The sequence below is a fragment of the Paenibacillus sp. CAA11 genome (genome assembly GCF_003060825.1).
Classification (GTDB): domain Bacteria; phylum Bacillota; class Bacilli; order Paenibacillales; family Paenibacillaceae; genus Fontibacillus.
Genome location: NZ_CP028922.1, coordinates 4,406,964 through 4,422,863, shown reverse-complemented (window position 1 = coordinate 4,422,863; position 15,900 = coordinate 4,406,964). Strand labels below are relative to the sequence as shown.

The window sequence follows — 15,900 nt, the reverse complement described above, 5'->3', positions numbered from 1 at the left end:
AGATTGGCCGTAGTTCAGGCCGCATGAAGTCTATTCTACTAAATTTCAATATACTAGATAACGGATTTTCGGGCAAATATGTTGCCAATTGTAGTCTATTTAAACAATTGTTAAGAAAAGAGAAAGAACATGAAAGAAAATTAAAGCCGGTTCTCTCCAGTAATGGGGGGAACCGGCATATTTGGCTAAGATCGAAAGGCGGCAATGTTATTTCTTTACAGTCTTATTATAGTTGGATAGCTTGCCTGTAATATCCTTGGCTGCCTCATCAAGGGCATCCTTCGGCGCCTTCGAGCCGCCAAGCACGGCCTCGATAGCTCCCTCAACAGTCTGACGCGCTTCCGGGAATACACCCATCACAGCGCCTTGGGTCGCTTGGCTGGCCTTGGTGCTGTGAAGCTGATCGACCGCTGTTTTGAACTGAGGATATTTCTCCAGGTTGTCCTTTACAATTTGCTCGTCATAGGCCTTCTTGGTGATCGGGAAGTAGCCGGTACTTACGTGCCACTGTGCCTGGGTCGACGGCTCGGCCAAATACTTGATGAACTCCCAGGCCGCTTTCTGTTCAGCTTCCGGCTTGTTATTGAGGATCCACAAGCTTGCGCCGCCGACAACTACACCGCCGTCTGCTGCTCCGTCCGGCTTCGGCAGGAAGGCAGTTCCGACTTCAAATTTGCCGCCCACAGCATCTACAATACCGCGGAGGGAAGCAGTGGAATCCAGCGTCATGGAAATTTGACCGGAAGCGAAGGCCTTCTTGGTGTCATCCGTTTTCCGGCCAAGATTGATCATGGCCTTGCTGTCCATAAGATCCTTCCACCATTCCAGAGTTTTCACACCGGCATCACCATTTACCAGGGATTCGGTTGCCGGCTCGGTTCGGCCGTTGCCATTGTTCAGATATTCTGCACCTTGGTTCGCGAAGAACTGCTCCATGAACCAGCCGTAGATTGCGAAGGAAGCCGGGTGCCCGCTCTGTGCCAGCTTCTCAGCGGCAGCTTTAACTTCAGAATAGGTCACAGGCGGCTTCTCAGGGTCCAGACCTGCGGCTTTGAACTGGTCCTTGTTATAATACAGAATTGGATTTGACGTATTAAACGGCATCGAATACAGCTTACCGTCGAAGGTATAGTAATTTGTAATATTCTCTTCCAGCTGGCTTAGATCGTATTTGTCCTGGTCAATGAAGTTCTGTACCGGAGTTACGGCGCCGGAGTCGATCATGAACCGGGAACCGATTTCGTAGACTTGGATGAGTGAAGGGCCGCTGGAGGAATCCATAGATGCCTTCATCTTATTGATGCTCTCGTCATACGTTCCTTGGTAGACAGCTTCCACTTCAATGTCCTGATGGGATGCGTTAAAGTCCGATACGAGCTTATCTGCCACTTTGCCCAGCTCACCGCCCATGGAATGCCACCATACTACCTTGGTCTTTCCGCTGGCTGCCGCATTGCTATTATTCCCTTTGGCTGCGGCTGTCCCCTCGGATGAGTTGGAGTTCCCTGATCCGCAGGCGGATACCAGAACCATCATGAGAATCACCGTCATCATGAACAGGCTTCTAAGCTTGGTTACTTTCATTTTGTGCGCTCTCTCCCTTATCATTGGATTCATTTGGTAGATCGAAAAATAAGCTGTATCTGTAATCCGCCGAACTCGGCGGGAATTACTGCGTATTTAGTTTTTAGCCCTTTATGGCACCTGCGGTAAGCCCTCGTACAAGCTGTTTCAGTCCTAGAACGAGCAGGAGAAGGGAAGGCAGCAGGACAAGCACAACCCCGCACAGCACAAGGTTCCAAGCGGTAAACTCCTCAAATTGCAGCATGCTGATGCCAATCTGCACGGTTCGCATCTTGTCCGTGTTCGTAATCAGCAGCGGCCACAAGTACATATTCCAGCTGTTAAGGAACACGTAGACGGCCAGTGTAGCCAGGGCCGGACGGGATAGCGGGAGCACAATGCGCAGGAAGTAGCGGATATGCCCGCAGCCATCCATCCTAGCAGCCTCGTGCAGCTCAATTGGAAGCTGCAGGAAGAATTGGCGAAGAAGAAAGACGCCGAAGGCGGAAGCCATGAACGGCACAATCAGGCCGGGATAGGAATCGAGCCAGCCCCAGGATTTTACCGTAAGGAAATTGGGGATCATGGTGACCTCCCATGGAATCATCATGGTGGACAGGAAGACAGCGAACCATAGCGCCTTAGCGCGGAAGCGGATGAAGGCAAAGGCATAGGCGGCCATAGCGCCGGTGATCACCTGTCCAAGCATAATGAGACCGGCTACGAGGAAGCTGTTCAGAATAAAGCGTCCCACCGGGATTAGTTCAATAACAGTCTTGAAGCTGTCCAGATAAAGGCCTGAAGGCAGTATCTTAGGCGGATACTGACTCGCTTCCTCGGGTGTCATTAAGGAAGAGGACAGCGTATAGAACAGCGGATAGGCGATGAACAGTGCGAGCAGACATAGGAGCAAGTAGACAGAGCCCTGCTTGACTGTACGTGACAAGATCATTGATAATGCACCTTCTTCTCAAGGACGGTAAATTGAAAGACAGTAAGTGCCAGTATAATAAGAAACAGTACAATGGCCATGGCACTGCCTGTGCCGAATTGGTAATTGACGAAAGCTTCATTATAAATAGAATAGACAATCACATCCGTGGATCCGGCAGGCCCGCCCTTGGTGAGCAGGTGAATTTGCCCGAACGACTGAAGGGATGAGATTAGCGATACCACACTGAGGAAGAAAACAGTAGGTGACAGCAAAGGTAAAATCAGCCGCACGAATGTCCGAATGGGACCGGCTCCATCAATTTTGGCGCTATCATAGATGTCCTCAGAGATGCCCTGCAGTCCGCTGAGCAGAACGATAAAGTTAAAGCCTGAGTTCATCCACAGCGTCATGATCGCGATAGACAGAAGCGCTGTTCCGGAACTTGTAAGCCACTGAACGGGCTCTATACCTACCAGACTCAAAAAATAGTTGAACATCCCCATAGTCGGGTGGAACAGCATCATCCAAATCACGGATGCCGTGCTGACCGACAGCGCGAGCGGGAGCGAGAAGATAAATTGGAAGATCCTCATCCCTCTGAGCCGGGAATGCGCCAAGGCTGCCATAAGGAGCCCTAGTGCGATGCCTGTAGGCACCGTAAGCAGAGCGAATTTTCCCGTAACCGTCAGGCTTGACCAGAAAGCATCTGATTTGAAGAGATTCATGAAATTCTCCCAGCCTACATAAGCGGCGATCCGTCCCCGAGGATCGGTGAGGTGGAAGCTTAGGTAGATGGATTTAATCATGGGATACAGCAGAAAGACTGCAAATACCGCTAACGAGGGTGCCAGAAAAAAATAAGCCAGTGCCGATTCCTTCAGTCGGGAGAGATTCAAGCGTTTCTTAACGGGAATACTTGCTTCCGCCGAACGGGCGGAACCGGGCAATTCTCTTTCCAGTGCATTCATGTTCAGTTCGTTGCCTCCTTCTGAGTCATCCCTATCAGTGTAGGAGGTGCTCGTTCGGGCAGCATCAACGCAGCGTTAATATTGGGTTAACTGTAAAATATATGAGAAGAGCATGAGCTTCGTCCAAGACTGCTAGTTCTAGCACTCATAAGCTGAAGTAACTTTAGTGAAAGGAGTGATAGATTGTGGTTGAACTGCTGGACTATGCAACAAATGTACCTACTCCAGTCACCAATGGAGCGTCTATTCCGGTTCCTATTACACCGGCTGGACAGGGAATTTCACAAATTAGGTTGACGGTTCCCCGCAGTAATAATAGGGTGGAGATAAAGGCCACAGTAGGATTACAGGGAACTTCGGGAATCAGTCGCGTTCTGTTCCGTGTATTTCGTGATACAACGGAGATCTCTTACGGTCTCCAGGGCATTGAGGCTTCCTTCGAAGGGTTCTATTTGGTTTCTTTCCAAGCAATCGACACGAACGCCCCGACGGGAGTGCATGATTATACGATTTCCGTAGAGAATCTTAGTGCGGGAACCAATGCAAGAGTTGTAGGGCCAATTCAGGTGAGCGGAACCGTATACGGTTTGTAGAGGAGATGTTAGGAAGGGCTGCCCCTTAGCAGCCCTTTCTCATACTAGCTATTGACCCAGATTGTTAAAAGAACGATAATAAACAGGTATAAACTTCTATTTTTAGGTAAATTAGTATGGGGGAAGGCTATAAAATGAAGCATGCGCCTACCATTATTTCAGAACTGGAAGCGTATATCAGGCAAGAGGGAATGACCTCGGCACAGTTTGCGGCTTCCTCGGAGATTCATCCCAGAACACTCAATAACCTGATTCTTGGCCACCGGCCGATCGCTGTTCAACAGCTTGACCGGATCACCAAAGGGATGGGGCTTCCTGACGGCTACTATTATGATTTATACATAGAGAATTACATTATTGACCGTTCTCCAGATTGGAGGCGGGTGGGGCCGCTAATCATTCGCTGTGCTGAGCTCCATAAGCTTGATGCGATACAGCGCGTGGTTCAGCATGTCATGGATAAATTGATGTACTCGCCCATGCTGTTTGATACGGCCGAGGAGCTGTTCTCCCAGGGTTACCGGGCTGCTGCTCTGCTGCTGTATGAGACAGTGGCGGAGGGGGAGAAATTTCAGCATTCCGAGCGCCTGGCCCTTTGTCAGTACCGGTTGTTTACACTTCGGCTTGGGGATGATCAGGAGGAGAATTACCAAGCGGCTATCCGATTTGAGCCATTTGTAGAGCGCTTGGATCTAGTAGACCAATTGGATGCGCTCAAAGAGCTTATTAATACTTACCGCTCACTACAGCGATGGAATAAGGTTAATGAATTGGCCCATAAGATGGGCTATACAGCTCAAATTTTGTACAATTTAAAGGATCAAAACAAACCTATCTTATCAGACCCCGATAAAAAATTAGCAAGGCCATTGTTTTTCTACATCGCTTACAGTAATTTGCTGAAAGGTAATGTTTGTGATGAGCAGGGGGATTACGAACAGGCGCTTTCATACAAACATGCTTATGCTAATCTTGATTGGGTTAAGGAAAAGGGAGAAGACATAGACTACTGGAAAGATAAATTCAGAGAATGGTCAGAGGCTAATATATGCATAACAAAACTTTTGAGCGGTGATTTATCAGTAATAGAGAGTTACACTGCCTATATTAATGAGAACAAAGAGGAATTGACTATTGGGCTTTTATATATTTTGAGAGCAGCTAATAAACATCAATTTAATGTAGATAAGGTTCTTCAGAAGCTTGAGGTACCCTCGGAGTATGGTATGGATACTTCTATAAAAAGTGGGTATTCGCGAAAGCTATTCATGGATCGACAAGCGCATTTAATGTATGAACTGGCTTATTATCATTTGTCAAAAGAAAGATATGATAACGGCTTCAAATTTTTGTTGAACTCGCTGCAAAGTTCTGTAATAATTAGGAATGAGAAACATATGTTAGATTGTGTGAAGCTATATGAAAAACATCGAACTTTTGCACATCCAGATACTCAAGATAGATATCAAAAATTACTTTTAAGGGGAGAAGAATGATGAAGAAAAAAATTATTATGCTCCTTGCTGCTACATGCTTCCTTGTTGGGCCGGCCTTGCTGGTCACTACAGGAACAACAGCAATAACTACTGTTTACAATCATGGTGAAGGTTAAGACTCTACCTCTAGCAACTTTCAAACTCAGCTATATGTAAGTCCAAGGTATCCCCGATAATTTCGGGGATACCTTTTTTAAATGGGTCAAAATATGGGCACCCCAATTTTTGTCTTTTTATACTAATATGTGACACAAGGAGGTTGTGTCATGCAGATCGATCAAGGTGTAACTTTACTTCGTGTCGAAAAAGCGAGAGACGATCTATATCAGGTTCAGCGTCAGTTTGGCGCGCTTTCCCATCCGAAAGTTCTGGAACAATCAAGAATATTAGATCAATTACTAAATCAATACTATAGGTTAAATAAAAAGAGCTCCGCCCATTGAGCGAAGCCAAGCTTGGAAGAATTTATTGGAATATAAATCGAAAACCCGGTATGAAGTCACCCTAGAAGCAATGAGATAAATAAAGGAGCCACTCCTAAAGTGATCAAGGCGGACAATATCATAGAGATGCTTGAGATGGTTCCTGACAGCGAACTGAACTCGAACGCTTTGGACGTGCCCATCCCGTGAGCACTTGTGCCCAGCAGTACGCCTCTTGCGATTTCATTCTCTATGCGGAACAGCTTCAGCACAGACGGGCCTATCAGGCTTCCTAAGAGGCCTGTAATAATGACGAATACGGCAGTCATATTTGGAACACCGCCAATGACTTGGGAAATATTCATGGCGATAGGCGTGGTTACTGAACGCGGTACCAGGCTGTTAACCAAAGAGGTGTCCATGTGCATCCATTTGCCGAGGAAGGCCGAAGTGATCATGGCTACGATGGAGCCGGACAGCACACTGACAAAGATGACGACAGCGTGCTTTTTTAGTACGTTAAAATACTTATAAAGCGGAATGGCAAAAGCAATGGTCGCTGGCTGAAGCAGATCGGTTAGCAGTTTGCCGCCCTTGTTATAGGATTCGAACGGAATTTTTGCTGCCAGCAGGCACAGAATCAAGACCAGCGGAGTAACCAGCAGCGGCGACAGATAGATCCGCGGCTTAGCCCGGTAGACCCTCTTGGACGTCCAGTAGACCGCCAGTGTAAATAGCAGGCAAATCAACCCGATAATCATGAGGTTTTGTTCTCCTTTCGTTTGGCAATACGGGAAGCAACCATCCCGGAGCTAAGCATCACAGTTAGCGTACTGAATAGAACGACCAGCAAAATTTGCAGCCCCTCATTCTCCAGCAGCGGAATATATTTCATCACCCCGACGGCAGAAGGAACAAAGAACAGCAGCAGCTCGGCAAGCAGCCAGCTGGCGCCGATTTCCACCCATTCCAGCTTAATTACCTTGGTCTGAAGCAGAATAAAGACGAGGATGATGCCCAGAATACTTCCGGGGATTCTCAAATGGAGCAGCTCCGCAAGCTTATTCATGCCCATGGAAAGCAAGAACAAGACAGCCACCTGCACGATACCGATCAGCAGGGTTTTCAGCTTACTCATAGCGGGTCAAGCTCCTTTCGCGTTTACATTTTTTCTTAACATTGAAAATTTTACATCATATTTTTTCATGGGTAAAATGAATATACTGAATGTATAGCATTACTTTTATCTATGCATATCATCAAGAATGAGGTGCTTCATTCAATTGGATATTCGTCAATTGCAATATTTAGTGGAAGTAGCCCGTCTCAAGAGCTTCACCAAGGCGGCAGAATCGCTGTTCATCACCCAGCCGACCATCAGCAAGACGATCAGGCTTATGGAGGAAGAGCTTGGGGTACAGCTCTTTGACCGGCTGGGGAAGCGGATTGAGCTGACGGATGCCGGCAAAATCATTGTGGAGCAGGCTCATACGATTCTGACCTCCTTTCAGAACCTGTCGGCAGAGCTTGATGATCTGCGGAACTTGAAGCGGGGACATATTCGCATCGGTCTTCCGCCAATGGTAGGTTCCAGTTTTTTTCCTAAGGTCATCGGCCAATTCCATCAGCGGTATCCGGATATCACCATTCAGCTGTTTGAAGACGGAGCCAAGAAGGTGGAGGTGGATGTTGCTGCCGGCACTTTGGATGTCGGAGTAGTCGTGCTTCCAACCCTTGGGGAGGGGTTTGGCTGTTTTCCTTTCGTGGAAGAGAGGCTGAAGCTTCTGGTACACCCATCCCACTGGCTGGCTAAGCAAAGGGAGGTAGGCCTTGCGGAGCTGGTACAGGAATCATTTGTTTTATTCCGGGAGGACTTCATGCTGCATGACCGGATTATTACCGAATGTGCTAAGGTAGGATTTCAGCCCAGGGTGATATATGAGAGCTCCCAGTGGGACCTTATCAGTGAAATGGTAGGCGCCGGGCTGGGGGTAGCCCTCTTGCCGGAGACAATCTGCCGTGAAGTCGATCCGGAGCGGGTGAGCATCATTCCCTTGGTCGACCCCGTCATTCCTTGGAAGCTCGGCATGATCTGGCGTGAGGATCGCTATCTTTCTTTTGCAGCGCGGGAATGGATTCGGTTTGCGAGAGAGGTTCTGCCGCTGGCTCACGGCAACATTTAAGGCGTATAACTCCGAATGGATATGCAGATAGTAGTATGGATGCATAATTCATGAAGGAGGAGAAGTATGAAGCGATCGATTCTGATCATCCTCACGCTGCTGTTGGGCCTGGTCCCGCTTGGAACGGCAGCTTGGCCGAAGCAGACGTCTGCCTCGGATCGACCCTTCCATTTCGGCTTTAAGCGCAGCGAGAATGGACAGCTTCCATCAATTAATGAAGAAGGCTTCAAGGAGATTATAGACCGCAATGGTGCCGTTTTTTTAGGAGACACCGCGAAAAAGGAACTGTACCTTACCTTTGACAATGGCTACGAGAATGGATACACTCCGCCTATTCTGGACGTGCTCAAGGCCAAGCAGGTGCCGGCAGTCTTTTTTGTGACAGGTCATTATGTGAAGGACCAGCCCGAACTGGTTAAGCGAATGGCGGCAGAGGGGCATATTATCGGCAATCATTCGTGGAGCCACCCCGATATGACCACAATCTCGGATGCCAAGATCAAGGAGGAGCTTGAACGGGTACGCGCTGCAGTGGCAGAACTGACGGGCATTCAAGAGATGAAGTATGTTCGACCGCCCCGGGGCATTTTTAGCGACAGAACGCTGGAAACTTCAGGGGAGGCTGGTTATCGCAGCATCTTCTGGTCGATAGCTTATAAAGATTGGGATACACGGGATCAGAAGGGGGCCGATTACGCATACCGCAAGGTGGTCTCTCAGCTTCATCCAGGCGCAGTGCTGCTGCTTCACTCGGTATCAAGCGATAACGCACAGGCTCTTGGACGGATCATCGATGAGGCCCGCAGACAAGGGTATACCTTTAAAGCGTTAACCGAGCTTCCTGCTGCGGGTAGGGGAACTGCGGAGAAGGATGGGACCTCTTAATCTAAGGCTTACGAGATAAGGAAGAGAAGCACGATGATATAAAGGCTGCAGCTGGTTATGAGCTCATAACCGGACGCAGCCTTTTGCGGTTCATCGAGGCCAAGCGGAAATGCCGGATTCAGCTCCTGATAACAGGCTTCTTGGGGGTGTGCTCTGTGCGCTTGACACGGCATATCCACGCTCATATAATTAGGTTTACAACATATTTATATATAGAAATATTAAACTGTTTAAATAATTAGGAGGGATCGTTTTGGAGGTAGGAGGCAACCCAACGGCCCGAAAGCTGATTGAGGCCTTTGATCGCTTTCGGAAGTCTGACTGGCGAAAGCCTTCTATAGATGGACACCGGCCGAGCGAGCTGCGGGTTCTTTTCCACATCCAGAGAGGAACTGAGAAGAATGGCAAAGGGATGACGGTGTCTGAGATCAGCAGCAAGCTGGAGGTCACCTCTCCCACCGTAACCCAGCTTATTAAATCTCTGGAGGCGGAAGGGCTGGTAGAGCGCAGGAATGATCTTGAGGATCGGCGAGTGGTGCGCGTCCGGTTGACTGAGGAAGGGAATAGGCTCTCGAAGCGAGCCACAGAAGCCTTCTACAGCAACTTTACCGGTCTATATGCTCATTTGGGAGAAGAGCAGAGTGCACAGTTGGCTGATTTGCTGGGCAAGGTGTATGAGTATCTGGAGGAGAAGCATAGACAAGACAAGTTACAAAGATGAAGAGTGGAGATGATTTAAGCGATGCTGAAGTTATTCCGGCTGCTGAAGCCGTATCGAATCCCGGTCTTGATCACCCTCGTGCTTGTGTTCGTTCAGGCGCTGGCAGAGCTGTATATGCCGACGCTGATGTCCGACATTGTCAATGACGGGGTTGTCAAGGGCGACACGAATTATATATGGAAAATTGGGATGTTCATGCTCTTGGTAGCTGTAGGCAGCATGGTCGCCTCTATTCTGGCCAGCTATTTCTCTTCAAAAGCGGCGTCCGGCTTCGGAAAGCTGCTGCGGAGCAAGGTGTTCAAACATGTAACGAATTTCTCACTGGAGGAGTTCGACAAGATTGGAACGGCTTCGCTCATCACTCGGACAACGAATGATATTACCCAGCTCCAGCAGGTGCTGGTCATGATGCTTCGCATTATGGTGATGGCCCCTATGATGGCTGTGGGCGGAATTATCATGGCCATGTCCAAGGATAAGGGGCTTAGCCTGATATTTGTTGTCATCATCCCTGTTATGGCAGGGATTATTGTTGCTCTGGCAAGTAAAGGGCTCCCGTTGTTTAAATCCATTCAGAAGAAGGTAGACAAATTAAACCTTATTCTGCGTGAGGGCTTGACCGGGATCAGGGTCGTTCGCTCCTTTAACCGCATAGAGCATGAGAACAAGCGCTTTGATGAAGCGAATAAAGATTTGACGGATACGTCGATTCGAGTGAACAAGCTCTTCGCTGTCATGATGCCGGCAATGATGATTCTTATGAACTTTACCTCGCTGGCCATTGTTTGGTTCGGCGGCTTACGGATCGACAACAATCAAATGCAGGTCGGAGATCTGATGGCTTTTATCCAATATGCCATGCAAATCATGTTCTCGCTGCTTATGGTGACCATGATCTTCATCATGATTCCCCGGGCGTCAGCATCGGCAGACCGGATTAATGAAGTGCTCGATATGGTACCTGTTATTAATGATCCGGATGCAGACCGCTTAGCGGACGAGCGCCATGGTTATCTGGAATTCGAGCATGTGACCTTCAGTTATCCTGGAGCAGAGCAGCCGGCCATTAAGGACATATCATTCCGGGCACAGCCGGGCGAAATAACAGCCATCATCGGCGGCACCGGAGCGGGTAAATCGACTCTGGTGAACCTGATTCCAAGATTCTATGACGTAGAGAGCGGTGCTATTCGCATCAACGGTACCGATATTAGGGAGCTTTCCCAGGCGGAGCTGCGGAAGAAAATTGGATTTGTACCCCAGAAGGCTGTCCTCTTCACAGGGACGGTTGCAGAGAATATCCGCTATGGTCTTGAAGAAGCCAGTGATGAGGAGGTTCGACATGCCGCGGTGATTGCTCAAGCGGATGATTTTATTTCCAAGATGAGCAACGGCTATGACTCCTTAATTTCGCAAGGCGGCTCCAACGTATCGGGTGGACAGAAGCAGCGCTTGTCGATAGCAAGAGCATTGGTTCGCAGACCGGAAATCTACATTTTTGATGACAGCTTCTCAGCGCTAGACTTCAAGACCGATGCCAAGCTGCGGGCAGCGCTCAGGGAAGAGACGAAGGAAGCGACTCTTCTCATTGTGGCCCAGCGGGTAAGTACCGTCATGGATGCGGACCGGATTATCGTCATGAATGAAAGCGAAGTTGCCGGTATCGGCACCCACAGCGAGCTGATGGAGACCTGCGATGTTTATAGGGAAATTGTGAGCTCGCAGCTGTCGGAGGAGGAGATCGCATGAGTGAATCCAGTAAAGGCGGACGCCAGGGAGGAAGAGGTCATGGCGGCATGGGCCCGGGCATGGGAATGCCGGTTCAGAAGGCCAAGGACTTTAAGGGAACACTGAAGCGGCTCATGCAATATTTGAAGCCGCACCGTTTTAAGCTGTTGATTGTTTTTATTACTGCTATTTTAAGTACTATTTTTAATATTTATAGCCCGAAAGTGCTCGGCCGTGCGACAACCAAGCTGTTTGAAGGCGTAATGGCCAAAATAAACCACGTGCCAGGAGCGCATATTGATTTTGAATATATTTGGCAGATTGCCGTACAGCTGATTATTCTCTATGTCGTAAGTGCTGTGTTTGCCTACGCCCAGCAGTATTTAATGGCAGGGGTTGCTCAGACTACCGTGTACCAGCTCCGCAAAGATGTGAACGGGAAGCTGAGCCGACTGCCGCTGAAGTATTTTGATTCCCGGACGCATGGGGAGATTCTCAGCCGGGTGACGAATGATGTGGACAATATCAGCACTACGCTGCAGCAGAGCTTGACGCAGCTGATCACCTCCATCGTGACCATTATCGGAGTTATCATTATGATGCTGACGATCAGCCCATGGATGACGCTGATTGCCATTGTCACCCTGCCGGTTAGTGTGCTGGCCATCACCATGGTAGCAAAGCGCTCCCAGAAGCAGTTCGCACTGCAGCAGAAAGAACTGGGAGAGCTTAATGGACATGTGGAAGAGATGTACACCGGTCATAAGATTATCAAAGTGTTCGGCCGGGAGAGCAAATCTCTTGATAAGTTCAATCAAGTGAACGAGAAATTGTATGATGCCGGCTGGAAGGCACAGTTCTTATCGGGTGTCATTATGCCGATTATGAACTTTATCGGAAATATCGGCTATGTCCTCGTCTCCGTAGTAGGCGGTATCTTCGTCACGAACGGACGCATCACGATTGGTGACGTACAGGCGTTCATCCAGTATATGAGACAATTTACACAGCCGATCACGCAAACCGCGAACATCGCGAACGTGATTCAATCGACTGTTGCCTCAGCTGAACGCGTCTTCGAGGTGCTGGACGAGGAAGAGGAAGTGCCAGAGACAGCACAGCCGAAGAAGCTGGAGCAGCCGCGTGGCGATGTTACCTTCGAGCATGTGAAGTTTGGCTATGACGAGAACCATATCCTGATTGAGGATATGAATATCGATGTGAAGCAGGGACAGACGGTTGCTATTGTCGGGCCTACGGGGGCAGGGAAGACCACGCTCATAAATCTGCTGATGCGCTTCTATGAGCTCAGCGGCGGCCGGATTACAATCGACGGAACGAATATCACCGAGATGAAGCGCGGTGACTTGCACAGCCTCTTCGGCATGGTGCTGCAGGATACGTGGCTGTTCAACGGAACGATCCGCGATAACATCGGCTACGGCCGGGAGGGCGCTTCTGAGACCGAGATTGTGCGGGCTGCCAAGACGGCACATGCCGATCACTTCATCCGCACACTGCCGCAGGGCTATGATACGGTGCTTAACGAAGAAGCATCGAATATCTCCCAAGGGCAGAAGCAGCTGTTGACCATTGCGCGTGCTATCCTGGCCGATCCGGCCATCCTCATTCTTGATGAGGCAACCAGTAGTGTGGATACCCGGACAGAAGTTCATATTCAGGAAGCGATGAATGAGCTTATGAAGGGCCGGACCAGCTTCGTCATTGCCCACCGACTGTCTACGATTAAGGGGGCTGATTTGATCCTTGTGATGAATCAGGGAACCGTGATTGAGAAGGGCAGCCATGATGAGCTGATGGCACAGGGCGGATTCTACGCTGACCTTTACAACAGCCAATTCTCCGAGGAAGGCCAGGAGGACGCTGGTTAAGATCAAGATATAAGTTATAAGCTATAGCAGAATTTTGGAGAAAGAAGCTAAAGCCGGTTGCAGAGAACGTCTCTGGGCCGGTTCTTTTTTTGCCTTCCGGCCTTTAGAGTTATCTCTTTGAAGAGCATGCTTGCATGCCTAGGCACAGGTCTATATAATAATCAGTGATAAAAATGACCCGCGGTTCATTTTGTCCAAAATAGGGTGATCTAAATGAAGGCGGGATAAATTTCAAAGATAGATTTCAATTCAATGAGGAGGAGCATGGATGAGTTCAAAGCAGAGCAAGTCGGCCTGGTTAACCGGTGCGAAGGGCAAATGGATCACGCTGGCGGTATGGGTTGTCCTCGCTGTATTGCTGAATGTGATTTGGCCTGGCGTGAACCAGGAGGAGATCAACAACTCACCGAATCTGAAGGAGGATAAACCATCCGTTCAGGCCGGAGCTGTCGCGGCTGAGGAGTTCCCTGGCGGGCAGGGCACGCCGGCTCTTGTGGTCTGGCATCGCTCCGGCGGGCTGACGGATGAGGATCTGAAGCAGGTTCAGCAGCTCGCAGGAGCCATTGGCGAGAAGCCTCTGCCCGAGCAGAAATTTGTGGTCCCGCTGGACCAAATTCCTCTTCCGGCCTTAAAGGCCCAGCTGTCCGAAGATGGAAGCACGATTGTATCTACGATTCTCTTCAATTCTTCAGCTGAAACCGATCAGCTGAAGACCAGTCTTGAACAGTTCAAGCAGCTGGTTAAATCCACGTTAGGAGCCGATCCCTTCAGCATTAAGGACGCCGATGGCGGAGAACTGACGGCCCGTGTTACCGGACCTGTAGGTATCTCTATAGATGCCACGGGATTATTCAAGAATGCAGACTTCTCACTGCTGCTCTCCACTGTCGTGCTGGTATTGGTCATTCTGCTGCTGATCTACCGCTCGCCAATTCTGGCCTTGATTCCGATTGTAGCGGTAGGATTTGCATACCTTGTAGTAAGTCCCATTCTGGGGATCATGGCCCATGAAGGGTGGATTATTGCAGACTCCCAATCCATCTCGATCATGACAGTTCTGCTGTTCGGGGCGGGGACGGATTATTGTCTCTTCCTGATCTCGCGCTTCAGACAGCTGCTGCATGAGGAGGAGAGCAAGGGTCATGCGCTGCTGCGCGCACTCACCAGCTCGTCGGGGGCTATCGCTATGAGCGGATTTACCGTTGTGTTGTCCCTGTTCAGCCTGCTGCTGGCAGAGTACGGTTCCTATCACCGGTTCGCCGTGCCATTTGGCGTATCGATTCTGATTATGGGCATAGCGAGCCTGACCCTCGTTCCCGCGCTGTTGTCTATTATCGGCAGAGCGTCCTTCTGGCCGTTCATCCCGCGGACACCGGAGATGGAAGAGCAGCGGGCCCGTGACAAAGGACGGTCTACACCCAAGCGCAAGGAGGCCAAGAAGCGAATCGGCAGCCTGGTGGTACGGCGTCCCCTTGTAGTTTGTATCGCTGCCATTGTCCTCTTGGGCGGGCTGGCCTCTTTTTCGCCGCAGATTAAATATACGTATGACATTCTCTCTTCTTTCCCTAAGGATATGGAGTCAAGAGAGGGCTATGATCTGATTGGGAAGCAGTTCTCTCCCGGGGAGCTGGCTCCGGCAAAGCTGATGGTGAATACGAGAGGGAAGAACACGGATCTGAAGCAGCGTCTGGCTGATTTGGATTATGTGGACAAAGTGGCGGAACCTCAGCAGGGCAAGGAGAACCCTGAGATTCTAGCCTATGATATTGAGTTCAGCATGAACCCATATTCCATAGAAGCGATCGACCATATTCCGGACCTGCGTAAGACTGCAGAGGCAGCTTTGCAGGATGCGGGAGTGGCTTCACCGGAGGATGCCGTGTGGATCAGCGGTCAGACTGCGACACAGTACGATACTAAGGTAACGGGGGATCGTGATACCTCTGTAATTATCCCCGTTGTAATTGGACTGATTACATTGCTGCTGCTGGTGTATCTGCGCTCCGTAGTAGCCACGGTCTATTTAATTGCGACGGTCATCCTTTCTTACTTCTCAGCGCTTGGTTTAGGCTGGCTCATTATCCACTACGGGCTCGGAGCAGATGCCATTCAGGGGGCTATTCCGCTTTATGCGTTCGTCTTCCTGGTTGCGCTGGGTGAGGACTATAATATCTTTATGATTTCAAGCATTTGGGAGAAAAGAAAGCACATGCCGCTCAAGGAGGCGGTCAAGGAAGGAGTCAGCGAGACAGGCGCTGTCATTACCTCTGCAGGCATTATACTGGCCGGCACCTTTGCCGTTCTGGCCAGCCTGCCGATTCAAGTGCTGGTGCAGTTCGGCATCATCACAGCGCTGGGTGTGCTGCTCGATACCTTCCTCGTAAGGCCGTTCCTCGTTCCGGCCATTACGGTACTGCTTGGCCGGTGGGCCTTCTGGCCGGGCAAAGCGGAGATGAAGCAGGAGTCAGAGACAGCGGCTCCATCTAACCACGGATGAGCCGGTATACCCAACAAG

General features: G+C 49.7%; 14 protein-coding genes. 9 read left to right on the top strand and 5 right to left on the bottom strand.

Going from position 1 to position 15,900, the window contains the following annotated elements:
- Positions 1-207: 207 nt before the first annotated feature.
- From DCC85_RS20710 to DCC85_RS20700, 3 genes are all read right to left on the bottom strand, one after another.
- Positions 208-1,584, bottom strand: a complete 1,377-nt coding sequence (locus DCC85_RS20710) for an ABC transporter substrate-binding protein (protein WP_108467262.1) — start codon at positions 1,582-1,584, stop codon at positions 208-210.
- A 103-nt stretch (positions 1,585-1,687) separates the two neighbouring features.
- The gene (locus tag DCC85_RS20705; RefSeq protein ID WP_108467261.1) at positions 1,688-2,515 is read right to left on the bottom strand and encodes a carbohydrate ABC transporter permease; all 828 of its coding nucleotides are present in this window, start codon (positions 2,513-2,515) and stop codon (positions 1,688-1,690) included.
- Positions 2,512-3,465 (bottom strand): carbohydrate ABC transporter permease, encoded by a 954-nt coding sequence (locus DCC85_RS20700; RefSeq protein ID WP_108467260.1) that lies wholly within the window; start codon positions 3,463-3,465, stop codon positions 2,512-2,514. Before DCC85_RS20700 ends, DCC85_RS20705 begins: the two co-directional genes overlap by 4 nt.
- 185 nt (positions 3,466-3,650) lie before the next feature.
- Here DCC85_RS20700 and DCC85_RS20695 point away from each other — a divergent pair, with 185 nt between their 5' ends.
- From DCC85_RS20695 to DCC85_RS20685, 3 genes are all read left to right on the top strand, one after another.
- A complete protein-coding gene (locus tag DCC85_RS20695; RefSeq protein ID WP_108467259.1) occupies positions 3,651-4,058 on the top strand; it encodes an exosporium protein C in 408 nt (135 codons plus the stop codon).
- A 116-nt stretch (positions 4,059-4,174) separates the two neighbouring features.
- The gene (locus DCC85_RS20690) at positions 4,175-5,554 is read left to right on the top strand and encodes a helix-turn-helix domain-containing protein (RefSeq protein ID WP_234414251.1); all 1,380 of its coding nucleotides are present in this window, start codon (positions 4,175-4,177) and stop codon (positions 5,552-5,554) included.
- 266 nt (positions 5,555-5,820) lie between these two features.
- A complete protein-coding gene (locus DCC85_RS20685) occupies positions 5,821-5,997 on the top strand; it encodes an aspartyl-phosphate phosphatase Spo0E family protein (protein WP_108467258.1) in 177 nt (58 codons plus the stop codon).
- A gap of 56 nt (positions 5,998-6,053) precedes the next feature.
- On the opposite strand, the gene DCC85_RS20680 is transcribed toward DCC85_RS20685, so the two are convergent.
- Together DCC85_RS20680 and DCC85_RS20675 are read right to left on the bottom strand one after the other, a co-directional pair.
- Entirely contained in the window at positions 6,054-6,737 is a 684-nt protein-coding gene (locus DCC85_RS20680) for a CidB/LrgB family autolysis modulator (protein WP_108467257.1), read from the bottom strand.
- Positions 6,734-7,105 (bottom strand): CidA/LrgA family holin-like protein, encoded by a 372-nt coding sequence (locus tag DCC85_RS20675; RefSeq protein WP_108467988.1) that lies wholly within the window; start codon positions 7,103-7,105, stop codon positions 6,734-6,736. Before DCC85_RS20675 ends, DCC85_RS20680 begins: the two co-directional genes overlap by 4 nt.
- Before the next feature lie 154 nt (positions 7,106-7,259).
- Here DCC85_RS20675 and cidR point away from each other — a divergent pair, with 154 nt between their 5' ends.
- The 6 genes from cidR (at position 7,260) to DCC85_RS20645 (ending at position 15,882) form a co-directional block, all read left to right on the top strand.
- The gene (gene cidR, locus DCC85_RS20670; RefSeq protein WP_199909947.1) at positions 7,260-8,159 is read left to right on the top strand and encodes a cidABC operon transcriptional activator CidR; all 900 of its coding nucleotides are present in this window, start codon (positions 7,260-7,262) and stop codon (positions 8,157-8,159) included.
- 66 nt (positions 8,160-8,225) lie between these two features.
- Positions 8,226-9,044 carry a delta-lactam-biosynthetic de-N-acetylase gene (gene pdaA / locus DCC85_RS20665; protein WP_108467255.1) on the top strand — a complete coding sequence of 273 codons (819 nt, stop codon included), beginning with the start codon at positions 8,226-8,228 and terminating at the stop codon, positions 9,042-9,044.
- Between the two features lie 253 nt (positions 9,045-9,297).
- Positions 9,298-9,765 carry a MarR family winged helix-turn-helix transcriptional regulator gene (locus DCC85_RS20660; protein ID WP_108467254.1) on the top strand — a complete coding sequence of 156 codons (468 nt, stop codon included), beginning with the start codon at positions 9,298-9,300 and terminating at the stop codon, positions 9,763-9,765.
- Positions 9,766-9,786: 21 nt separating this feature from the next.
- Entirely contained in the window at positions 9,787-11,514 is a 1,728-nt protein-coding gene (locus DCC85_RS20655) for an ABC transporter ATP-binding protein (RefSeq protein WP_108467253.1), read from the top strand.
- Positions 11,511-13,385, top strand: coding sequence for an ABC transporter ATP-binding protein (locus DCC85_RS20650; protein WP_108467252.1), 1,875 nt, complete (start codon positions 11,511-11,513; stop codon positions 13,383-13,385). Before DCC85_RS20655 ends, DCC85_RS20650 begins: the two co-directional genes overlap by 4 nt.
- Positions 13,386-13,653: 268 nt before the next feature.
- Positions 13,654-15,882 (top strand): MMPL family transporter, encoded by a 2,229-nt coding sequence (locus DCC85_RS20645; RefSeq protein ID WP_108467251.1) that lies wholly within the window; start codon positions 13,654-13,656, stop codon positions 15,880-15,882.
- Positions 15,883-15,900: the final 18 nt, after the last annotated feature.